At 58.5% G+C, this 22,271-nt stretch carries 15 protein-coding genes; 6 read left to right on the top strand and 9 right to left on the bottom strand.

Going from position 1 to position 22,271, the window contains the following annotated elements; all coding sequences use genetic code 11:
- Positions 1-58: 58 nt before the first annotated feature.
- From ACM6JQ_RS03060 to orn, 5 genes are all read right to left on the bottom strand, one after another.
- The gene (locus ACM6JQ_RS03060) at positions 59-1,588 is read right to left on the bottom strand and encodes a leucine-rich repeat domain-containing protein (RefSeq protein ID WP_095113493.1); all 1,530 of its coding nucleotides are present in this window, start codon (positions 1,586-1,588) and stop codon (positions 59-61) included.
- 273 nt (positions 1,589-1,861) lie between these two features.
- Positions 1,862-6,661 (bottom strand): RHS repeat-associated core domain-containing protein, encoded by a 4,800-nt coding sequence (locus ACM6JQ_RS03055; RefSeq protein WP_414893205.1) that lies wholly within the window; start codon positions 6,659-6,661, stop codon positions 1,862-1,864.
- A 303-nt stretch (positions 6,662-6,964) separates the two neighbouring features.
- Positions 6,965-8,008: a hypothetical protein gene (locus tag ACM6JQ_RS03050; RefSeq protein WP_095113492.1), complete on the bottom strand. Its 1,044-nt coding sequence runs from the start codon at positions 8,006-8,008 to the stop codon at positions 6,965-6,967.
- Positions 8,009-8,179: 171 nt separating this feature from the next.
- Positions 8,180-8,791, bottom strand: coding sequence for a trimeric intracellular cation channel family protein (locus ACM6JQ_RS03045; protein WP_038360340.1), 612 nt, complete (start codon positions 8,789-8,791; stop codon positions 8,180-8,182).
- A 250-nt stretch (positions 8,792-9,041) separates the two neighbouring features.
- A complete protein-coding gene (orn, locus tag ACM6JQ_RS03040; RefSeq protein ID WP_095113491.1) occupies positions 9,042-9,584 on the bottom strand; it encodes an oligoribonuclease in 543 nt (180 codons plus the stop codon).
- A gap of 107 nt (positions 9,585-9,691) precedes the next feature.
- On the opposite strand from orn, the gene rsgA reads away from it, so the two are divergent.
- Positions 9,692-10,723, top strand: coding sequence for a small ribosomal subunit biogenesis GTPase RsgA (gene rsgA, locus ACM6JQ_RS03035; protein ID WP_034151654.1), 1,032 nt, complete (start codon positions 9,692-9,694; stop codon positions 10,721-10,723).
- Positions 10,724-10,770: 47 nt separating this feature from the next.
- Here rsgA and ACM6JQ_RS03030 read toward each other — a convergent pair whose 3' ends face one another.
- The 3 genes from ACM6JQ_RS03030 to motA form a co-directional block, all read right to left on the bottom strand.
- Entirely contained in the window at positions 10,771-11,934 is a 1,164-nt protein-coding gene (locus tag ACM6JQ_RS03030) for a sterol desaturase family protein (RefSeq protein WP_414893204.1), read from the bottom strand.
- Positions 11,935-12,024: 90 nt separating this feature from the next.
- On the bottom strand, positions 12,025-13,080 hold the full coding sequence (motB, locus tag ACM6JQ_RS03025; RefSeq protein WP_414893202.1) for a flagellar motor protein MotB: 1,056 nt from the start codon (positions 13,078-13,080) through the stop codon (positions 12,025-12,027).
- A gap of 3 nt (positions 13,081-13,083) precedes the next feature.
- Positions 13,084-13,935, bottom strand: coding sequence for a flagellar motor stator protein MotA (gene motA, locus ACM6JQ_RS03020; RefSeq protein WP_007915795.1), 852 nt, complete (start codon positions 13,933-13,935; stop codon positions 13,084-13,086).
- Positions 13,936-14,101: 166 nt separating this feature from the next.
- Here motA and ACM6JQ_RS03015 point away from each other — a divergent pair, with 166 nt between their 5' ends.
- The 4 genes from ACM6JQ_RS03015 (at position 14,102) to ACM6JQ_RS03000 (ending at position 19,201) form a co-directional block, all read left to right on the top strand.
- Positions 14,102-15,640 (top strand): HDOD domain-containing protein, encoded by a 1,539-nt coding sequence (locus tag ACM6JQ_RS03015; RefSeq protein ID WP_007915793.1) that lies wholly within the window; start codon positions 14,102-14,104, stop codon positions 15,638-15,640.
- Positions 15,641-15,682: 42 nt separating this feature from the next.
- The gene (gene rhdA / locus ACM6JQ_RS03010; protein ID WP_007915787.1) at positions 15,683-16,498 is read left to right on the top strand and encodes a thiosulfate sulfurtransferase; all 816 of its coding nucleotides are present in this window, start codon (positions 15,683-15,685) and stop codon (positions 16,496-16,498) included.
- A gap of 18 nt (positions 16,499-16,516) precedes the next feature.
- Positions 16,517-17,377, top strand: coding sequence for an archaetidylserine decarboxylase (gene asd, locus ACM6JQ_RS03005; RefSeq protein WP_007915786.1), 861 nt, complete (start codon positions 16,517-16,519; stop codon positions 17,375-17,377).
- A gap of 69 nt (positions 17,378-17,446) precedes the next feature.
- Positions 17,447-19,201: a molecular chaperone gene (locus ACM6JQ_RS03000; protein WP_123376892.1), complete on the top strand. Its 1,755-nt coding sequence runs from the start codon at positions 17,447-17,449 to the stop codon at positions 19,199-19,201.
- A gap of 89 nt (positions 19,202-19,290) precedes the next feature.
- On the opposite strand, the gene serB is transcribed toward ACM6JQ_RS03000, so the two are convergent.
- The gene (gene serB / locus ACM6JQ_RS02995; RefSeq protein WP_008079219.1) at positions 19,291-20,505 is read right to left on the bottom strand and encodes a phosphoserine phosphatase SerB; all 1,215 of its coding nucleotides are present in this window, start codon (positions 20,503-20,505) and stop codon (positions 19,291-19,293) included.
- Between the two features lie 134 nt (positions 20,506-20,639).
- Between serB and ACM6JQ_RS02990 the strand changes: the two genes are divergently transcribed.
- Entirely contained in the window at positions 20,640-22,151 is a 1,512-nt protein-coding gene (locus ACM6JQ_RS02990) for an AhpA/YtjB family protein (RefSeq protein ID WP_414893201.1), read from the top strand.
- Positions 22,152-22,271 lie beyond the last annotated feature (120 nt).

Genomic DNA, 22,271 nt, shown 5'->3' with positions numbered 1-22,271 from the left:
ACGGTGTGCCCCATCGCCGCCACAATCAGCTGCCCCCAACAGGTTGCCAGCGAATGGATCAGCCCTCATCGGCGCTTTCCAGTCCACTGTCCACGCCGTCAGACACTATATTCTGTTGGGGCACCCAGACATCGCCATCCACTTGAATCAGGATTCTTCTGTCTAAACCGGCGCCGTCGAAATAGGCAGTGATTCGTTGCAGAGTGTCGTCATCCAGCGGATTGTTTCGAAAATCATAATTGACCTCGCGAACGTCGGGCACATCGAACAGTTCTCGTGGCAGGCTCGTGAATCCGTTATGCCGAAAATCCACATAGGCCAGACTCTCGATGTCAAATATCCCGACTGGCACTTCGGTCAGGCCCGTTTTCGACAGATAAAGGCTGTCCAGGCGCCGCATGTAACTGACATCAGGTGGGAGACCCAGTGGGTTGTTGCTTAAGTCCAGCAGCGTCAATCCTTCAATGTGGGCGAGACCTTCGACAGTCGCTTCGGAGAGTCGAATGTCGCAATTGTCGAGGGTTAACGTCGTCAGCTCTCTCATTTGAAAAATTTCAACAGGAAACGCTTTCAACGCTAAACCAGTGAGCGTCAGGTGCTGCACGCCCGGAAAAGCTGCAAGAAAGGCGCTGCCACTCAACACATAGGTACCGGAGAGACTCAGTTCACGGACATGACTGAAGTCAGCCGACAAACGCGGCAGAGTGCCCGTCATATCCAGAACGTAGTCAAGCTTTTCGGGGGTGTACGGATTTGCGGTGGTTAACTGGCGCGACCAATTGGCCTGTAGTTCCTGCGCGAAAAGCGCGCGGTGCGATCGCAGCCTTTCAATCTCAGTTATTGTCAGTGCCTGCCCCGTGACCGGGTGCAGCGATGGCACCTCTACTGCCCACGCGCCAAGATCTTTCACCAGCGTGAGGTGTTCCACCTCCAGCCGAGCCAGTGCCTGCCCCGTATCTGCGCTCAATCGCTCGCGGTGCAAGTCAGCTCGCGCCTCTTCGGTCAATGTCGGATACAACACGGCCAGGCGTTCGTCTATCGTACGAAGCGGTTCCACCTGAAAATTCCCATCACCGGACCACGCACCGCTATGCTCCTGTGCTAGCTGCCCGGGTAGACCATCGCTGTCCGCCGGACGCCAGAACTTGCCCTCGGCACCCGGTTTCATCAGCGGACCGGAAGCGTTGAGCTCGCTGGCGACGGTAGCGCGAAACTGGCCGCTTTCGGCGTCCTGAACCACTTGCACGAAGTAATCATCAGCGACGGCTACAAACAGACGCTGTTTATACAGCCGTATGCCGGACGCGTCGGCGTCACCGAGATTTTTCCAGTCTTGTATCCAGTAGTCTCGAAATGAAGATGCAGACACAGCCATCTCCACTTCACTGACGTAGGCAGCCATTGGACTTACGCTGACCGACTGTGCGGCGGCGCCAATATCCGACCTGCGAAGGGGAAAGGGCGCGTCCAGATGCGCGAGGCTCGATGGGGTGTGCTGACTGCTCCGTGGCAGTCCTTGGGAGCCGCCAGCGCTGAAGTCATCAGTTCTACTTAGGGCAGGTTTAATCTTTGGTGGTTTACCAGCCATAAACTTTCATCCTTGGTTTAGTTGCGCCGATGCCGCAGCGCTGCACCGGCAGCGCCGGCCATCAATGCAAGTAGTCCTCCTGGACCACTTGGCGATTGGATGGACCAGTTTATCGGGATGACTGCTGCGTGAAGATATAAATAGATCTTCACGCAGCCTTATTTACTCAAGTGTAAGAACGAACTACACCACCACGAACCCTTGCCCGTGACGAGCCGTCAGTATGGGAACACTGACGCTGCACGATTGCGAATAACTTCGCTCACAGACATATCAGCCGCCCCTCTGCGTGTGACCTATCTTATGCGCCGTCACCGTTCGAGTGTCCTTGTTCGCGTAAAAAAACAAACGCTTGCCGCCACTAAGCCTGATTTCGGTGTAACCCGTCTTGTTGAAAAATCCAGGCTCTCCTAGTTCCAATTCAGTAGCGCTGCGAAACGCGACCATTTCATTGTATTTAACGCTTGATCCCAAGCGCTTTGCCGCTTTGGAAGGCGTCAATCCCTGTTCGACAATTCCATTTTTGAACAAGTAATAGTCGGCTACTTCAGCATTCCCGAGCGCCTCAAAACCATCAACTGCGCCCATTCCGGTTTTTTTTCCCGCCACCTTCCCTTTGAAATTGTAAGTCTTGAAAGTCCAGGGTTCTGTTGCAGCCGCCGCTCTCTGAGAGCTTCCTTCGCCCCGCGGGCTGAAGAATGTGGTGTATTCTTTTTCGACGATTTTGACCGGAGGCTCATCCGCGACTGTCGCGATGTAAGCGCGCGCTCTCGTGTGCTGCGTGAAGATCTTCTGCACCGCCAGGGCGCCTGCTGCTATCGACACGATGCCCAGCCCCAGACTCACCCAGCCAAGTATTGCCCCTGCCTGGGATTCCGAGTCGAGGGCATTCGCCACCTCACTGCCTATGCCCGTAGCTCCCGAAGCGACGCCCAACCCCATCGCCAACAGGCTCAGTGGCGTGGTAGTCCCCATGGTCACGATACTCAAGGCAATCCCGATGACTCCCAATGCGATTCCGGCAATTGACTGCCAGGAGATATGACCCGTGGGGTCAATCCGATTGACCGGGTCACCCAAGCAATACGCGTACGCATTCACGCCACCCGCCCCAAACGGGCTCATGCTGTCGGGGCTATTGAAACGCATGAGCGTCGGGCTGTAGGCACGGTAACCATGACCCAGAAGGTACAATCCCGTGACCGCATCGAGTTGCTCGCCATTGAATCCCGCCAAACTGAAGAGACCGCCTTCAGCAACGCGATGGCCGTAAGGGTTGTAAGGGTTGTCTTCCCATTGATCCCCGTGCAACTGAGTCAGCACACTTTGCTGTTGATCCGTCCCGAAGATCCGGCTGCCAGCGTCCGCCCCGAGTTGTTGTTGTCCCAATAACACTGCGCCGTTGCGCACCACACTGCGCGAGTCGTCACCACGGATTTCGCAACTGACGGTTGAGTTGTGGTAATAGCGCTGAGCATCCGCCATGCGCGGTTGCGACAACTCGACGATTCGATCAAAGCCGTCGTAATGAAAACCACGCACCACCTCCCCTCTGGCGTCACTCACCTGGGTCAGGCGACCGAAGGCGTCATATGCCAGAGTGCGAGCCTGATCGTCCTTGACCATCCGGCCATCGGCGTCGTACTCCAGCGTAACCGACGCAGGATAGTCGGCATGCGAGTGCGATACCCCAATAAGCTGCGCCGGATCGCTTTCGCTAAAGCTGAAAGTCGTTAGATTGACGCCTTCGGGAAACGTGGTTTGCAGTGTCAGGATGTTATCCAGTGCGTCGAAGGTAAATGCCTGCTGGACGATCTCCTTGCCGTAGGGGTCCCGCGGCCGCTGGCTGCCCTCGCAGTCGTACTGCGTAAGGCGCCCGCGCACGTCGTAGGTGAAGCGCTCATCACGCAGCACGAAAGCGCCGCGCTTCAAGACCTTTTGCGCCAGTTTGCCGGCCACGGTGTAGGTGGAGCTCAGCGTCTGGGTGGGCAAACCGTTGACCTCAAAGCTTCGGGTCGCTTCACGGCCGATATCGTCGTAGGTCAGGCGCGTCGTCAGCAGGCGCTTGGTCGACGTATCGCGCGTTTCGATCTTCGTCAACAAACCGCGCTTGTCGTAGGAAAAATCCGCCTGCACAGCACCTTGCTTGAACGAGGACCTACGCCCCCATCTGTCATACCCGGTCTGATGCTTTGTACCCAGTACATCCATGTAGATCAGGGGCAAACCGGCAAAAGAATAGGTATGGGAAACCGTCTTGCGCTGTTCGCCATATCGGCTGGTTTCCGACTTTAGGCGTCCGGAAGGGAAATACTCGAAATGACGCTCGCGACCTTGTTCGATGCAGCTCTTGATTTTACCGGTCAGGGGATCGTAGGTGAATCGGCTGGTCAAGCCATCCTTCCCCTCAGTCACGGCTTTGCGCTCAGTCAACAATCCGCCCAGCTCGGACGCATGGATGAACTCGACCTTCTGCCCCCTGGCATCGGTGGAAGACTTGGGCAGGCTGCGACCGGCCTCATAACTGGCCAACGTCTTACGCCCTCCCACAGTTATCTCGGTCACACGGTTCAAGCCATCGAACGTCTGCTGCCCCAGTAGCGAACCGGCCACTTTGATTTCAACGGGCAGCTCGGCGGCGCTATGGGCTGCAAACGTGGTTTCCACGGCATGGCCGTCCGGCAGAACACTGCGAGTCATCCGGTCGAACACATCATATTCATAGCGTGTCGTGTTGCCTGCCGGGTCGGTCTGACTGAGGGTTCGGCCCAAGCCGTCATATTTATAAACGGATTCGCCCAGGCTCTGGTTTTTGAGATCAAACACTTCAATGCTGTCCGGCTTGCCGAACGCATTGAAGGCGGTAATTGTCTTGCCCATGCCGTCCTGCCAACTCTGCTGCTGGCGGCTGATCGGGTCAAACTGACTGTGAACGACTCGCCCATCGCCGTGCCGGGTTTCTGTGACCTGACCCCAGTCGTCGTAAGAAAATTCCGTCTTGACCTCTCGCACGAGGCCGTCCCACCAGTCACTGTGGATGACCTGCACTTGGCGGCCGCTCTGGTCATGGAGGGCGCTGTAAGCATTGCGCATCGGGAAGTTGCCTTGCGGATCAGGGTTGTCGCAATCCTTTTCCTGAATCGCACAGATGCGTCCCAGCGCGTCAAACGTGGCTATTTGCATGCCACCTGCCGAGTCTTTCGTGATCATCGTTGCGGGCTGGTTACCCTTGGCCGCCTGATAGCTCCAATGGGTAGTGGAGGCGAACGCCGTAGCGGGTGCGAGTGTCCTGCGCAGGCGTCGGCCCAATTTGTCGTATTCGTACTCGATCACGGTGTCTTCAGCATCGCGCTCGCACATTACCAGTCCGCTCAGGATCGAGAGCGTTTGTTCGCTGGAACTGGTTTTGCCGTCAAAACCCTGCACCGTTTTCTTCAGCACCAACTTGGTACCGTCGAGCACATAAGAGCAATCGAGACGAGTAGTCGTCGCATTGCGCGTGACGCTTTGCTGTTGCAGCAACCCGTGTCTGGCGGGGTCCTTGGGCGAATTGAGATAAGTCAGATCGACCTGGGATCGAAGCGTCTCACTGCCGTCGATCCACTCGAAAAAGCTCTCTTGGATGGGCACAACATTGGCCTGCGACGCACCTTCGATGGCGGAATGCAATGCATATCGGTAGCGTGTCACGGTAGTTGCGCCGCCGCCAGCCGCGGGAGTCACGGCCCTCTGCTTCAGAAAGCGGACGAATCCTAAAGGATCTTTCGGGCAATCCTTTGATTCGGTGCCTGGATAGTATTCGAACTGCGTGACCACCCCATCGCCCCCTACCTGCCTAAGCAGATTGCCAGCGGCATCGAATTCAGTGGTGGATGTCTCGGTGCGTTTGTTCTTGGTTTTGCTGTTTTCGTAAGTGCGGGTCTGAGACTTGGGCAACCTGAATTGAGCGACCTGCTCTGTAAACGGCTTGGCGACGTTACAGTGGTACTCGGTAGTCGTCGAAACGATAGCGTCATTGCAGGTGGTCACTTCTGAGACCAACAGATGAAATTTGTTGTACGTGCGCTTGGTGTGAGTATGAAGCTTGTGCCCCACGATCAGCTTCTCAGTGGAGTTGTACTGATACGTCCCCGGTGCCCGGTAGAGAGGGTCGCCGTCATCAGTGGAATCGGGCGGCACACCATGCCCCAGGTAATTGCGATCCGAATAGGTGTACGTTTTGATGACCTTCGGCTGGCCTTGCTTGGCGAAAATGTCATGGGCTATAACGTACGGCAGACCTTGCACTGCCCCCAGCACAGGTTGCAGGTGCCCGAGCCTTTTGTAGCGAATGTTTTCCACGGCGCCGAGTGGCGACTCCACGCGTTTCACATAGCTGATGCCGTCAATCACTTCGTACTGAATATCCCAACCCCTGCCCACCGGTAAGCCGATGGCGGTGACGCGATCATTCTTGAAGGTCATCGAGAATTCAGCGCTGTCTGGCGTATCGGGATTCTGGGTCAATGTCAGCCGGCCAGCGGTACGGCTGACTTTGAGCAACTGTCTTTTTGCGTCGCTGATTTCCACGAGCATCGGCTGCTCATTGAACAGGGCATATTTCAAGGCAATGCTTGCCCCGTTCGCCGCGATGATCTTCATGGGTACGGCAATGTGCGTGGCGCCAAAAACTTCAAGTTCTTCGCGCCGGCCATCCTTGTAGCGCACTTCATATCGCCCGATGCCTGTTTTCAGAACCTTGGCGCTCTCCAGTTTCATTTCCTTGAAGAACAGCGCTTTGGCTGTTTCAGCGGCTTTATAGGTCTCACCGCTGGCCAACGTGATGACTTTACTGCGCAAGTCATAACGACTGGTCGACAGCGACCACCCTGTGCCATAGCCGGCGTTGCGCGTATTAAGCGGATTGAAGCCAAGGGCAAGATTAAATGAGGGTCCATTGAGATCGGCAGAGCGAATGGCACCGAGTGTCAATGCCAGGGTATATATACCTGTACGGGGATCAACACCACCAGCGACAAAGCCACCGAAGTTGAATGCATTGGAACGCACCGAATCAAAATTTTGACTATCCATGGATAACATCCTGTCACTTTCAGAAAAAAACACACACGTAAGCGTCGCGCTGACTTCACAAGGAAATAATGAAACCGGAACAACCCCGGAAAATTTTCATTAACTTAATATGAACGACCGACTGAGGACCGATTACAGGTTTGCGGGGGGTTGTGCTGGCTCCGTAGCACCACGGAGCCCGCGAACATTTATCTATAAAGCATCGAAACTGCAGTCAATCATGAGTTTGATGAAGTTACAGCTTACAGGCCCACAACATCTGAAACGGCATATATATATCTACGCCTTTTAGCATCTCAGTACTCAACCACGCTCCAGCGAAAACTCCCGCGCATCAAAGTCAGTGCGAATGGCGAGTTTGTGTTCGGTACCATATTGATCAATGGCGACAAAATGAAAGGGCGGAGCGTGCTTGTGCGCCGCTTCAATTGTCGAGTACTCAGACAAGCCCTGCACCACGGTCAACTCCCCATCTCGGTCATTGACTCTTACGGAGTATTTCTCTTTGCGTTCCGACAACTTCAAGATGCCGTCCACAGCAAAGGTCAGTACGTCGCTAAGCGGATGACTGCTGTACGGCAAATACACATCATGGGTTATTTCCTCTGGAACAACGAAGATACCTTCAAGGTAATTGGTATTCCATGCACGAAGCTTGTTACCTCGGGCAAATATCCGATCACCGCGAATACCTTCCGAAACCCAGTCCACCAGTTTGATTTGCTGTCCGCCCTGAGGGTACAACCCCAGGTAATAGTTGACGATGCGATTACCTGGCGCCTCATCACCACGCCGGGTTTGCTGCCAGCGGAAACTTTCGATGGAATAAGCTGCCGGCTGTTTTGCAGTCAGCGAGACACTGCTGTCATGCACACTGGAAAGCGTCGTACCGTTGGTGCGAATGGTTGTGTCATTCCATGACAACCGTGCAGCGATACGGGTTTCTCCTGCTCCCTGTGAAGAGACCCAAAAAGACCGCACTTGGGGATGAATGCTGTCATCCTCATCTTCATCGGACACCGCTACCGCATGATCTGCATTGCGCATTTCCAGCGTGTAGGAACCTTGCTCGGTGCTGGAAACCCAGCCGCCCTGCAATCTGCTACCGCCATCGTAATGGATCAGCTCAATACTGTTCATCACTTCAGGCGGTACGTGAACTGCATTTCCGTTAATGTCGGCTCCCGCAACGACAACTTGCACTTTAACCTGCATCCGACCATTGCCATACAGCTCTTTACTTCGGGTAGTTTCAGCGGTATCAAACTTCACCTTGAACAAGGTAAGGCTATCAAAAGCAGCCAAACTGCTTGACCGCGCCTGAGTCTCTTCCATGACTTGATTCATGACTTACTCCGTTATCTCAATGCTATTTAAGAAATCGACATCAACTGCGATGACGTCAAAACAAATAACACGATGAGCACAGGAACAGAAAATCAAAAAATGTAAGAAACTTGCAATTACCTATACAGATCAAAATAATACAATTTATTCAAACCAACAGACCGAGCTTTCTCAATGCTCATCGTTGTAGACAAACTTGGGCATTTCCCAATGAAAACGAATGGCCAGCAGACGCAACAAGAACCCACCGAACAGCGTAATCAGAATGGCTTGTTCACTTGGCACGTTCAAATAAAGGCACAGCATGTAGCACCACGCTGCGGCGAAGGAAACGCTCGCATAGAGTTCACGGCGGAAGATCAGCGGAATATCGTTGCAGAAGATATCCCGCAGGATGCCACCAAAGACGCCGGTGATCACACCGCTGACCGACGCCACCAACATGCCATGGCCCATTTCCAGCGCGGTCATGCAGCCGATCAGGGTGAACGCCACCAGACCGACGGCGTCGAGTACCAGAAACAGCGAGCGCAGGTGGCGCATCCAACGGGCGGTGAACACGGTAAACATCGCTGCGACCGAGGTCAGCACCAGATATTCCGGGTGTTTGACCCACGTCAGCGGGTAATGCCCCAGCAGCACGTCACGCACCGAACCGCCGCCCAATGCCGTGACGCAGGCGATCAACACCACACCAAACCAGTCCATGCCGCGACGTCCGGCAGACAAGGCGCCAGTCATGGCTTCGGCGGTGATGGCGATCAGATAGAGCATCAGCAACATGGTGGCGATCCAGGCAGGAAGGCGCGCAGTCTAGCCATTTAGATGCGGCACCAAAAGGGGGCAATGCCATCACAGAGTTCTCTGGTTGAACCTGTGGCGAGGGAGCTTGCTGCCGCTGGAGGGCGAAGCACTCCCCTGCGCTCATTCAGACGACCGGAGGCTGCAGGTTTTGCGACTGCTGCGCAGCCGAACGAGAGCGAGCTCCCTCGCCACATTAGCCCGGCACCCACCAACGGTTGTCGCGGTGAAATCAGAACTTGATGAAGTGCTTGCGGTAATGCTGCAACTCGGCGATCGATTCGCGGATATCGTCCAGCGCCAAGTGCGTGCTGCCCTTCTTGAAGCTGTCGCGCACGTCCGGCGCCCAGCGCGCGGCCAGTTCCTTGAGCGTGGAAACGTCGAGGTTGCGGTAATGGAAATAGCTCTCCAGCGCTTTCATGTGCGTATAAAGGAAGCGACGGTCCTGGCAGATGCTGTTGCCACAGATCGGCGACTTGCCCTTCGGTACCCATTTTTCCAGGAAGGCGATGGTTTCGGCTTCAGCTTCGGCCATGTTGATACGGCTGTCGCGCACGCGCTGGGTCAGGCCGGAGTTGCCGTGGGTGCGGGTGTTCCACTCGTCCATGCGCGCGAGGACTTCGTCACTGTGGTGGATGGCGATCACCGGGCCTTCGGCCAAGGTGTTGAGGTCACTGTCGGTGACGATGGTGGCCATTTCGATGATGACGTCGTTTTCCGGATCCAGACCGGTCATTTCCAGGTCGATCCAGATCAGGTTCTGCGGGTTTGGCATATGTCGGCTCCTAGGCAATGCTGCGCAGTTTAGCCTAGGCCGGTGGCCGGGCGTGCTAAACTCGCGGCCGTTTTACCTAATCGCTGCATTCTTCAGACGGAACACCCATGGCCAAACGCCAACTCAATCGTCGTCAAAACTGGCGCATCGAAAAGATTCAGGGCGAACGCGCTGCCCGCGCCGCCAAACGCGAGTCCTCGGCGGTCGAGGCCCTTGAGGGCGGCGATCTGGGCCCGGAACAAACAGGTCTGGTGATCGCCCACTTCGGTGTACAGGTCGAGGTCGAGGCGGTTGACGGTGATCAGGCCGGCCAAGTGTTCCGCTGCCACTTGCGCGCCAACCTGCCAGCACTGGTGACCGGCGACACGGTCGTCTGGCGCGCCGGCAACCAAGGCATCGGGGTGATCGTCGCGCAACTGCCGCGCACCACCGAACTGTGCCGTCCGGACAGCCGGGGTCAGCTCAAACCGGTCGCGGCCAACGTCGACATGATCGTCATCGTCTTCGCGCCGCTGCCTGAGCCTCACGCCAACCTGATCGACCGCTATCTGGTCGCGGCGGAACATGCGGGCATCCGTCCGTTGTTGCTGCTGAACAAATTCGACCTGATCGACGAGCAGAACGCCCCGGCGCTCAATGCGCTGCTGGCGGTGTATCGCACGCTGGGTTATCCGGTGCTGGAAGTGTCGGCGCACCACGGCAATGGCATGGAACAACTGCAACAGCAGCTCGACGGGCGCATCAGCGTGTTCGTCGGCCAGTCCGGTGTCGGCAAGTCGTCGCTGGTCAACAGCTTGCTGCCTGAAGTCGAAACCCGCGTCGGGCCGTTGTCCGAGCTGTCCGGCCAGGGCACGCACACGACGACCACTGCACGCCTGTTCCACTTCCCCGGTGGTGGCGAATTGATCGACTCCCCGGGCATTCGCGAATTTGGCCTGGGCCACGTCAGCCGCGCTGACGTTGAGGCAGGTTTCATCGAGTTCGATGATTTGCTCGGCACTTGCCGTTTCCGCGACTGCAAGCATGATCGCGAACCGGGCTGTGCGTTGCTCAAGGCGCTGGAAGATGGCCGCGTGCAGCAGCAGCGCATGAACAGCTACCGCTCGATCATCGCCAGCCTGCCGGAAAACGGTTATTAAATAGCCAGACATAAAAAAGCCGCGATCATCTCGCGGTTTTTTTTGCCTCAAACGCTGGTTGGCGGTTTTGGCACAACCACTTTCAGCTCAGGTTTCTGAAACGCATACAGATGCTGACGCACAATCCCGCCCGGCAATTCCTTACCAAACACGCCATAACGCACCGGCCACTCTTTCGGCGGCAGCTTGAACGTGCCGAACAGCATGTCGATCAGCGGCGTGTGGATCGCGTAGTTTTTGTAGATGTAGTCCTTGTGCCGGGCGTGGTGCCAATGGTGATAACGCGGCAGCACGATCAGGTAGTTCAGCCAGCCGCCGTTGATCCGCACGTTGGCGTGAGCCAGCACCGCTTGAACACCGACCAGAATCACATAGGCATTCAGCGCTTGCGGCGCGAAGCCCAGCAGCATCAACGGCACCAGCACCCCGGTGCGGGTCAGCAGGATTTCGATGAAGTGCACGCGCGAACCCGCGAGCCAGTCCATGTGCGTGCTGGAGTGATGCACCGCGTGAATGCGCCACAGCCATGGCACGACATGGTAGAGCCGGTGCAGCCAATACTGACCGAGATCGGCGACCAGGATCGCCAGCAGAAACTGCACCAGCAACGGCAGGCTTTGCACGCTGGCCTGCAAGCCAGGCGACACCGCCCAACCGGCGATGTAGCTTGAGGACGCGGTGATGAAGATCAGGATGAACTGCACCAGCATGTGGCTGACAAAAAAGTAGGTCAGGTCGGTGCGCCAGTGGGGGCGCAGGATGTTTTGCTCGGGATCCTTGGAGTAGAGCTTCTCCAGAGGAATGAACACGATGGCCGACACCAGCAGCGCCAGCACAAACCAGTCCAGCCCCAGCGAATAAGGCGTCTGCCCGATCGAGCTGACCTGCACATTGGTACCACCGAGAAATACCGCCAACCCCGATGCAACCAGACCGGTAATCCCCAGGCGTTTGCGTGTGTTCAGCAGGATATTCAGGGTGCCGAGGCTGAAAGACAGCACCAGACCGAGCAACAGCGTGGTGCGTGCGAACTGCTCGTCATAGACCTTGCGCAGTTCGGCCGTGGTCAGCCATTCCGGGAAGAGGAAGCAGAACACCGCCAGCAGGCTCAACAGCCCGAGGGTGGCCGAAATATAGCCACTGACCCGCCCCTCGCCAAACTTGAAGGGTGCGTTGCCATGCCGTTGAAAATAGGCTTTGAGTCTTTCCATAACTGATCTTCCGTGATTGCGAAAACTGCGACTGGTCATTGCGACGCAGGCAGATACAAAAAAGCCACGGTGACCGTGGCTTTTTGTGAATCACGGCTTGGGGGCTGGGGGAGCAGGCGCTGGCGCCGCACTCCCCGGCCCGGCCGGTTTCGGCGCGGCGTCGTCGAACAGGTTCAGGCGTTCGCGCAGTTCGTGCGCTGGCACCGGTTGCTGATCCGCCGGCAGTGCATTCGGGTCGACAGGCGCTGCCGGAGCAGCACCGTTCTGCCCCTGATCCGCCGGTTTTGCCGGATCGGCACCTTGCGCACCTTCGATGGCCGCCTGGGCTTTTTTGGTCAGCACCACAATATCGATGCGGCGGTTGACCGGGTTGAACGGGTTTTCCTTGTCGAACAGCGCCGACGAGGCATAACCCACTACCCGCGCCACTTGCGCATCCGGATAGCTACCGGCGATCAAGGCACGACGCGCCGCGTTGGCACGGTTGGCCGACAGCTCCCAGTTACCGAAATCGCCCGTGCCGGTGTAAGGCTTGGCATCGGTGTGGCCGCTGATGCTGATCTTGTTCGGCACGGCTTTGATGGTGTCAGCCATGGCCAGCAGGATGTCTTCGAAGTACGGCTTCAGGCGTGCAGAACCGGAGTCGAACATCGGCCGGTTCTCGGCGTCCATGATCTGGATGCGCAAGCCGTTCGGCGTGATCTCGAAGAGAATCTGATCCTTGAACTTCTGCAGTTGCGGGTTCTCGTCGACCTTGTTCTGCAGTTCTTGCAGGAGCAGCTCCAGACGTTCCTTCTCGACCTGCTCGGCCATGCCTTCAACCTGCTCGGTGTCGACCGTGACCTTGTCAGGCTGCGGTTGCGACTTCACTTCCGGGTTGAGGGTGTTTTCCGGGGCCAGGGTCGGCGTGCCGCCCAGGTCGATGATGTAAGGCGTGCCGCTTTCGGAGAAGCCGACCGGGTCTTTGAAGTAACCGGCGATGGCGATCTTCTGCTCCGGTGTGGCGGTGGACAGCAACCACAGCACCAGGAAGAACGCCATCATCGCCGTGGCGAAGTCGGCGAAAGCGATTTTCCACGCCCCGCCGTGATGCCCGCCGGCTATGCGCTTGACGCGCTTGATGATAATCGGCTGATTATTTTCCATTTCTTAGCGACCGCGAACGGCTTGTTCCAGCTCGGCAAAGCTTGGACGGTGAGCCGGGTACAGCACCTTGCGACCGAACTCGACCGCCAGCGATGGCGGCATGCCGGAAGCCGAAGCCACCAGCGAGGCCTTGATGGCTTCGTAGACGTTCAGCTCTTCCTTGGCATCGTGCGCCAGCGAATGCGCCAGCGGGCCGAAGAAACCGTAGGCCGCGAGAATACCGAAGAAGGTACCGACCAGTGCCGCACCGACGTGCAGACCGATGGATTTCTGGTCACCTTCACCCAGCGAGGCCATGGTCACCACGATACCGAGTACCGCCGCAACGATACCGAAACCCGGCATGGCGTCGGCGATGCCGTTCACCGCGTGGGATGGATGCTCAAGGTCTTCCTTGAGGCTGTACAGTTCCATGTCGAACAAGCCTTCCAGCTCGTGCGGGGCCATGTTGCCGGACGACATGATGCGCAGGTAATCGCAAATGAACGCGGTCATGCGCTCGTCTTTGAGCACCGCCGGGTACTTGGCGAAGATCGGGCTCGCAGCGGCGTCTTCGATGTCGCCTTCGATGGCCATCATGCCTTCGCGGCGGCTCTTGTTGAGGATCTCGTAGATCAGCCCGAGCACTTCCAGATAGAACGTGTGGCTGAAGCGCGAACTGAACATGCTCAGGGATTTCTTGAGCACGTGCATCGTCATGTAGCCGGGGTTGGCCTGCAGGAATGCACCCAGTGCCGCACCACCGATGATCAACACCTCAAAGGGCTGGATCAGGGCGGCAATCTTGCCGTGGGAGAGCACGTATCCGCCGAGCACGCTCGCGAATACGACGATGATGCCGATAATTTTAGCCATAGGTAGAAAGTACTTACTTAAGTCGGGTTCAAGGTCATATTCGGAAGTTAAAAAATCTCTTCTTCTACTTATCGGCAAAACTGCGCCAGACTATAGCCAGTTCAGGCGAAAAGCCAATTTAGCCCATGCCGGGCGCGTCTACAGTCAGTGAAGATCCCGTCCAGACATGGCTAATGAAACGAACGTCCCACACGCAAAACCGACCACGCTCGACGGCTGGGTAAAGTTGCTCGATGGCGTGCGACTGCCCGTGCCGCAAGAGGCTCACGACAAAGTCTGCCGGGCGATCCGTGACAATCGCAGCTCGCTGCGCGACATCGCCGACCTGATGCAGGACAGCCCGGCACTGGCCTTGAGCATCATCCGTGAGGCGAATCGTCACACCCATGGCACCATGGCCACACCAGCGGAAAATCTCGAGGTGGCGATCAATCGTCTGGGCCTGGCACGGACCGAAGAACTGCTGGCGCGCCTGCCCGCTGAACCGCAGATGCAAATCCCCAAGGCCCTGCGCCAATTGCAGATGATCAGCCAGCACGCGACGCAACAGGCCAACGGTTTTTTCGCCAGTCGCCTGGCGCGGCTGTGGCAGGACATTCATTGGGGCAGCCTGCTGTTTCTGTCGCCGCTGTGGCCGTTGGCGCTGACCTATCCGCAATTGCTTGAAGAATGGGAACTGCGGGTTATCCACAAGGGCGAATCGGCGCGCGTGGTCGAGAAGCAATTGTTCGGCGTGCGCCTGCTGAAAATCGCCGAGGCGCTGGTGCAAGTCTGGCACCTGCCGATCTGGGTGCAGCAAGGCTATAAACTGCTGCTCAGCGAACAGCGCGAACTGGTCAAAGTCCTGCGCATCGCCCGTGACAGCGAACATCCGCTGCGCCAGCAAAACCGCCTCGACGATGATCCGACCCTGCGCCGCTGGCTCAATCAGCCGGCCAACACCGTGCTGCTGGCCAACGGTCTGGCACTGTCGGCGCAACAGGCCTGGGACAGTCCGCACAGCGAACGCTGGCAGTACCTGACCAGCCTGTATCTGCAGATTTCCATGGACGAGGTGCAACAACAGTTGCACCAGCAAGCCGCCAACAGCGCGCGTCATCATGCGATGCCGGACTTGTGGCACCCGGCGGTTTCGTTGCTGTGGCCGTGGGGCACCCGTCGTTTGCCGGCCGGCATGTTGCCGGCCGCCGCGCCCACCGCTGAAGACCTGGGCCAGTGGCGCAAGCAATGCGCCGAACTGCTCGCAGAACCGAGCCGCTTCACCAATGCCATGAGCCTGACGGTCGCCGCTCGCGACGCATTGGTCGCCAGCGGCATGCGCCGCGTAATGATCCTGATGGCCGACCGCACGCAGTCCAATCTGCGCGTGCATCAAACCGCCGGGCTGCCGAAAGAAGCGGCGGCGCTGAATTTTGTCGTCGGTCAGAGCAAGGTCCTGCAACGGCTGCTTGCGCAACAGGCGCAGGTACGCATCACTCCAGAGAACGATGCGCAATTCTCCGCCCTGCTGCCAGCGAGCCTGCGCACGCTGTTTCGCGGCGAGCATCTATTCCTGCGTTCACTGGTCAACAACGGGCGGGTGATCATGATCGTCGTCGCCGATCAGGGCGGCGGGCCGTTCGCCGACATCACCGTGCAGGCCTTTGGCAAAACCGCGCAGTGCATCGAAAAAGCCCTGCACAGCTTTAGCAGCCGTGGCCGATGAGGCTGCGCTACAATTCCCCCCTTTGTGCTCTGGAGACCTCACATGTCTGACTTCTCTGGCTTGCCGCTCGTCATCGAGCCGAGCGACCTGCTCCCGCGCCTCGATTCCCCTGAACTGATTCTGGTGGATCTGACCAGCGCTGCCCGCTACACCGAAGGTCATCTGCCCGGCGCACGCTTTGTCGACCCGAAACGCACCCAGCTCGGCCAGCCGCCGGCGCCGGGTCTGCTGCCGGCCAAAGCCGATCTGGAAGCTCTGTTCGGTGAACTGGGCCACCGCAAAGATGCGGTCTACGTGGTCTATGACGACGAGGGCGGCGGCTGGGCCGGGCGCTTCATCTGGTTGCTCGACGTGATCGGTCACGACAAGTACCACTATATAGACGGTGGTCTGCCGGCATGGCTGGCAGATGGCATGCCGATGTCGATCCAGGTGCCTGCAGCCGTCGGTGGCCCGCTGCCGTTGACCTTGCACGACGGGCCGACTGCCACGCGCGAATATTTGCAAAGCCGTCTCGGTGCTGCTGATCTGGCGATCTGGGATGCGCGCGGGCCGCTGGAGTATTCCGGTGAGAAAGTGCTGGCCGCCAAGGCTGGGCACATCCCCGGCGCGGTCAATTTCGAATGGACTGCCGGCATGGACAAGGCCCGTCAGCTGCGCATTCGCACCGACATGCCGCAGATCCTCGAAGACCTCGGGATCACCAAGGACAAAGAAATCATTACCCACTGCCAGACCCATCACCGGTCGGGCTTCACTTATCTGGTGGCCAAATCCCTCGGTTATCCGCGGGTCAAGGGCTACGCCGGTTCCTGGGGCGAATGGGGCAACCACCCTGACACGCCAGTCGAGATTTAAGGTTTTTAAGGACAACTAATGAAAGAGCGTCTGTTTATCCTCAGCCAGTACCTGCTGCCTCATCACCTGCTGTCGCGCCTGGCCGGCTGCGTTGCCGAATGCCGCGTGCGCTGGTTCAAGAATGCCTTTACCCAGTGGTTCGCCAAGCGTTACCAGGTGGACATGTCGCAAGCACTGGTCGAAGACCTGACCGCTTACGAGCACTTCAATGCCTTCTTCACCCGCGCTCTGAAAGACGGCGCGCGTCCGCTGGACGAAACCCCGGGCGCGATCCTCAGCCCGGCCGACGGTGCGGTCAGCCAGCTCGGCCCGATCGAGCACGGTCGCGTGTTCCAGGCCAAGGGCCACAGCTTCAGCGTGCTGGAACTGCTCGGCGGTGATGCGGCCAATGCGGCGCCGTTCATGGGCGGCGACTTCGCCACCATCTACCTGTCGCCAAAGGACTACCACCGCGTGCACATGCCGCTGGCCGGCACCCTGCGCGAAATGGTCTACATCCCGGGCCGGATTTTCTCGGTCAACCAGACCACCGCCGAAAACGTCCCGGAACTGTTCGCCCGTAACGAGCGTGTGGCGTGCATCTTCGACACCGAGCGCGGGCCGATGGCCGTGGTGCTGGTGGGCGCGATGATTGTCGCTTCGATTGAAACCGTGTGGGCCGGTCTGGTCACGCCGCCGAAGCGCGAACTGAAAACCTTCCGCTACGACGAAGCTGCGCGTGCGCCTATTCATCTGGAAAAAGGCGCGGAACTGGGGCGCTTCAAACTGGGTTCGACCGCCATCGTGCTGTTTGGGCCGGATCAGGTGAAATGGGCTGAAGAGCTGGCGGCAGGTTCGCCGGTGCAGATGGGCCAAGGCCTGGCGCTGCCAAAAGCCTGATGCAGATTTTGCGGGAGCAGCGTTGTGCTGGTCCCGCAGATTCCACTATTTGCTGCTATGGTTTTTGGCATGAGCCAGACCATCTCTCCCCCACCGTTGCGCGCCTCGATCCCGACGCAATCGCGCCTGTCGTTTTGCGAAGCCACCCCGCGCGACCTCAAGCGCTGGATCGCCGGCCTGCCCAAGGCCAACATCGGCGAAACCGCTCGCCTGCTGTATCAAGGCCTGGGCGAACTCAACCAATTGCTCACACCCAGCGACAACCGCCTCAACCTGCTGGAGCTGTTGCGCCCCGAGGTTTATTTCGTCTGCCAGCATCTGGAACGACACTTCCTGCATCAAGCGATCATGCTCGACGAACGTTCGCGCAAAATCAGCAATCTGTGCCAGGCGCTGCAAAGCCATCTGGCCATCGGCTATAAACAGATCGTGCTGCGGATTGCGCCGAAGTACAGCAAGGATCGCGCGGCATTGGTCAGCACGGCCCTGCAACGGGCGGCCCATGCACTCAAAGGCCAGTTGCTGCGCGCCACGCAGCTGTATAGCTCGCCGCCGGAGCATGTGTGGTTCGAACTGCATCAGCTGTATCGCACCGCCTGCGAACTGCAGCTCCAACAGCGCCGGGTCCATGACGACCTCGCCAGCCTCACCACCGAACTCAGTTTCGAACAGACTTACATCGCCGCTCTGCTGCTGGGCAGCGCACGCTGCAATCAATTGCGGCAAAACCAGATCGCCCGATTGGCCGAAGTAATCGAGCCGTGGAGTGCCCTGCTCAAATTGCATCCCGGCCGTGCGAGCGAAGGCCTGTTTGCGATCAGCCCGACAATCGATGCCGGCCCGCGCTACCGCAACATGTTTCGCAACGAAGAACAGGCCGGATTGCTCGGCCTCGATCCGCAGCCGCTGGTGAACGCCATCGAAGCGCATTTGCAGCATCAGCACACCTCACCCCCCCTGCCAGTGCCGACCGGACTGAGCCTCGATACCCTGCAGCACCTGCATGCCACTTGGGGACAGGCCGCCGAGCGCAGTTTTCAGCGCACCGTCGGCCAGGGCCATCTGACCGTGTGTGTGGGCATGAGCGCTCTGCACTTCTACCTCGGTGGCGAGCGCAGCTTCAGCGAACTGCTCAAACATCCCGGAACGCGCTCGGCGAACTTCAGCAGCGCCGTGATCAAGGGTGAAAAAGACAGTTGGAGCCAGGCCTTCGACGCGGCACCGCAGAGCAAGGCTGATGAGTTTTTGCCGTACGAGGAAATCCAGTACGACCATTTGCCCGAGGATGAAAACGGCACGGACAGTACGCCGCACTACCCGACCCATGTCCTGCCGGTGATCAATCACAGCCCCGGCGGATACTGCCTGGCGTGGCCAAATGAAGTGCCCGCCGAGTTGCAGGCCGGAGAAATGCTCGGCATCCAGGACAGTGTCAGTCTGGGCTGGAGCATCGCGGTCATTCGCTGGATCCGCCAGGTACGCGGCGGCGGCACGCAAATGGGTATTGAACTGGTGGCGCCACATGCCCAGCCTTGCGGCCTGCAACTGGTGCGCTCGCGGGACGATCACAGTCAGTATTTGCGCGGACTATTGTTACCGGAGATCAGCGCGATCGATCTACCGGCAACCTTGCTGGCACCGCGCTTGCCGTTTCAGGAAGGCAACAAGGTGATGATCAACACCCAGGGCGAAGAGCACCGCGCCGGGCTGGATCGGCGGGTGGCGAGTACGCACAGCTTCAATCAGTTCGCTTATCGCTCGCTGGAGACTGCGCGCAATGGCGGGAGCGAGGAGGATTTTGATTCGTTGTGGAAGTCACTTTGAAGCAAAAGATCGCAGCCTGCGGCAGCTCCTACAGAAAAACGCATATTCCTCTGTAGGAACTGCCGCAGGCTGCGATCTTTTGATCTTAATTACAACTGCCCGTCGCGATCGCGGAAACCCAGCAGATACAGCACGCCATCCAGACCCAACGTCGAGATTGCCTGCTTCGCCGATTGTTTCACCAGCGGCTTGGCGCGGAACGCCACGCCCAGCCCGGCAATCGCCAGCATCGGCAAATCATTCGCGCCGTCGCCGACCGCGATGGTCTGTTCCAGACGCAAACCTTCCTTGTGCGCCAGCTCTTTGAGCAAATCAGCCTTGCGCTGCGCATCGACAATCGGCTCGATCGCCACGCCAGTACACTTGCCATCGACCACTTCCAGCTCGTTAGCAAACACGTAGTCGATGCCGAGTTTGGCTTGCAATTGCTTGGCGAAATAAGTGAAGCCACCGGACAGGATGGCGGTCTTGTAGCCCAGACGCTTGAGTTCGGCGAACAGTGTTTCGGCGCCCTCGGTCAGGCGCAGGGAAGCGCCGATCGAGTCGAGCACGCTGACATCCAGACCTTTAAGCAAAGCCAGACGTTCTTTGAAACTGGCGCGGAAATCCAGCTCACCGGCCATGGCGCGTTCGGTGATTTCAGATACCTGCTCGCCCACCCCGGCAGCCTTGGCCAGCTCGTCGATGACCTCGGCTTCGATCAGCGTCGAGTCCATGTCGAACACCGCCAGACGACGATTACGGCGGAACAGCGAATCTTCCTGGAAGGCGATGTCGACGTTCAGCTCTTGGGCAACGCTGAGGAATTCGGCACGCAGCGCCTGCGGATCAGCCGCTTCGCCACGCACGGAAAACTCGATGCAGCCCTTGCCCTTATCAGCCGGGGTGTCCAGCGGCATGCGACCCGACAGACGGTCGATGTGATCGATGTTCAAGCCATATTTGGCGGTGATCGAGCTGACGGCCTGCAACTGGCCGGCGGTGACTTTGCGGGTCAGCAAGGTAACGATGTGGCGTTTCTTGCCCTGATTGCCCACCCATTGCTGGTAATCCTCTTCGGACACCGGGGTGAAGCGCACCTGCTGGTCGAGCTCATAGCCCTTGAACAGGATGTCCTTGAGCACGGATTTACCCTGCTCGGAATCGGGGATTTCGACCAGGATGCCGAACGACAGGGTGTCGTGGATCACCGCCTGACCGATGTCGAGAATGTTCACACCACCTTGTGCCAGAACGCCGGTAATGGCCGCAGTCAGACCCGGACGGTCGACTCCCGTGATGTTAATCAGGACGATTTCGCGCAACGCGCACCCCCGCAACTGGAAAAAAACCGCATTCTACCCACTTTCAGTGACCATCGGGCACCGCGAGCGCTTTGCCGGTCTAGGGCCTGTCGCTATACTGCGCGTCAACTTCACGGACAAAAGAGCCGAGCTCAGTGAACCGGCCAACGCCAGTTAAAACCGATAACTTCTTCCTGCTGATCTTCCGTGCACTGCGCCACCGCCGTGTACCGATTGCATTGCGCATTGCCAGCCATAACGTGATCCTGGTCGCTCTGGCCCTGGTGATCTATGCCGGCGTGATGGGTTTGCAATTCAAGCAGGCCATGCACCAGCAGGCCGATGCGCTGGGCGAAAGCCTGACTACGCAGACCGCGACCTCTGCCACGGAGCTGTTGGTGTCCAACGACATCCTCAGCCTCAACGTGCTGCTCAACAACCTGACCAAGAACAAACTGGTGGCCCACGCGGCGATCTACAGCGTGGATAACCGCATCCTCGCCGAGTCCGGTCAGCGCCCCAAGCACAGCCTGCTGGGCGAAGCCGAGGGCATGTACGAGAGCAAGATCACTTTCCAGGACGTCACTGCCGGGCAACTGCGCATCAGTCTGGACATGGATCAGTTTCAGCAGCCGATGACCATCAGCCTGCAAAGTATGGGCATTCTCAGCGGGATCCTGTTGGCGCTGTCGCTGGCCCTGAGCCTGCGCATGGGCCGCTACCTGTCGACGCCGTTGCTGCAACTGCGCGTCTGGTTGCGCCGCATCGACGAACACACGCCGGGCATCGACCGTCAGGATGAAATCGGCGATCTGGCGCGTCAGCTGCACGCCAACTACGCGCCGGAGCCTGCACCTGAACCGGAGCCGGAGCCGGAATTCGAGGACGAAGAAGACGAGCCGGAATTCGAGGTGCGCAACTTGCGTGATCCGAGTTTCGACGAAACCCGTCCGATGGCCGCGCAGAAGCCTGCACCGCGACATCTGGTCAGCACCGTCGAAGACGATGATGACGATGACGCATTCGCCGACCTGCGCGACGAGTCGCTCAATGGCGCGCCACAACCTGTCGTCCGCCAACCGTCACCAAGCGTGCCGCAGCACACCGCCGTGCTGGCCGTGCAACTGGGCTCGCAGGAGCAACTGCGCCGCTTGCCACGGGCACGTCTGGAAGAGTTGCAGGAGCGCTATCGCGACTGCCTCGACCAGGCCGCTTCGCTGTATCAGGGCGAAATCGAAACCCTGAACGACGGCAGCACGCTGATGCTGTTTCACACCGAAGACAGTGGCGATGATTACCTGACCAACGCGATCTGCTGCGGCGAGCTGCTGCGCGCGCTGGGCCATCAGCTGCAGATTGAGGTCGCGGACAGCGGCATCACCCTGCAATTGCAACTGGGCCTGACCTTGGGCGATGAATTGTTCGGCCTGAGCCAGATCGATCTGCTGCTGACCGATTCGGCACAGGACGCACTGGCCTTGTCGCAGCACAGCCGCAACCTGCTGCTGGTTGAGCGCAAGATCAGTGATGACGCGCTGATTCGCCAGCGTGCGCGGATCCGCCCGATTGCCAGCCCTGAGGGTGCCTGCTGTGTAGAGCGGTTGATGGAGCCTTATCCGTCGATGCTGGAACGGCAACTGGCGCGGATGCATGAGCGTCGGGCTTAAGTTGTAGGAGCTGCCGAAGGCTGCGATCTTTTCGCTGCTAAACATAAGGCTCGCAGACGAGTGATTGTCTGCGGGCTTTTTTGTAGGTAATAGAAAAGCCCCTCACCCTAGCCCTCTCCC

Origin of the sequence: Pseudomonas sp. IT-232MI5 (assembly GCF_949767845.1) — a bacterium.
Taxonomy (GTDB): Bacteria; Pseudomonadota; Gammaproteobacteria; order Pseudomonadales; family Pseudomonadaceae; genus Aquipseudomonas.
This window is presented reverse-complemented; position numbering and strand designations above follow the sequence as displayed.

What these genes read in the sequence shown, in the direction of transcription:
- ACM6JQ_RS03060 (WP_095113493.1), bottom strand. Translation starts at nt 1,588, where the DNA reads ATGGCTGGTAAACCACCAAAGATTAAACCTGCCCTAAGTAGAACTGAT.
- ACM6JQ_RS03055 (WP_414893205.1), bottom strand. Translation starts at nt 6,661, where the DNA reads ATGGATAGTCAAAATTTTGATTCGGTGCGTTCCAATGCATTCAACTTC.
- ACM6JQ_RS03050 (WP_095113492.1), bottom strand. Translation starts at nt 8,008, where the DNA reads ATGAATCAAGTCATGGAAGAGACTCAGGCGCGGTCAAGCAGTTTGGCT.
- ACM6JQ_RS03045 (WP_038360340.1), bottom strand. Translation starts at nt 8,791, where the DNA reads ATGTTGCTGATGCTCTATCTGATCGCCATCACCGCCGAAGCCATGACT.
- orn (WP_095113491.1), bottom strand. Translation starts at nt 9,584, where the DNA reads ATGCCAAACCCGCAGAACCTGATCTGGATCGACCTGGAAATGACCGGT.
- rsgA (WP_034151654.1), top strand. Translation starts at nt 9,692, where the DNA reads ATGGCCAAACGCCAACTCAATCGTCGTCAAAACTGGCGCATCGAAAAG.
- ACM6JQ_RS03030 (WP_414893204.1), bottom strand. Translation starts at nt 11,934, where the DNA reads ATGGAAAGACTCAAAGCCTATTTTCAACGGCATGGCAACGCACCCTTC.
- motB (WP_414893202.1), bottom strand. Translation starts at nt 13,080, where the DNA reads ATGGAAAATAATCAGCCGATTATCATCAAGCGCGTCAAGCGCATAGCC.
- motA (WP_007915795.1), bottom strand. Translation starts at nt 13,935, where the DNA reads ATGGCTAAAATTATCGGCATCATCGTCGTATTCGCGAGCGTGCTCGGC.
- ACM6JQ_RS03015 (WP_007915793.1), top strand. Translation starts at nt 14,102, where the DNA reads ATGGCTAATGAAACGAACGTCCCACACGCAAAACCGACCACGCTCGAC.
- rhdA (WP_007915787.1), top strand. Translation starts at nt 15,683, where the DNA reads ATGTCTGACTTCTCTGGCTTGCCGCTCGTCATCGAGCCGAGCGACCTG.
- asd (WP_007915786.1), top strand. Translation starts at nt 16,517, where the DNA reads ATGAAAGAGCGTCTGTTTATCCTCAGCCAGTACCTGCTGCCTCATCAC.
- ACM6JQ_RS03000 (WP_123376892.1), top strand. Translation starts at nt 17,447, where the DNA reads ATGAGCCAGACCATCTCTCCCCCACCGTTGCGCGCCTCGATCCCGACG.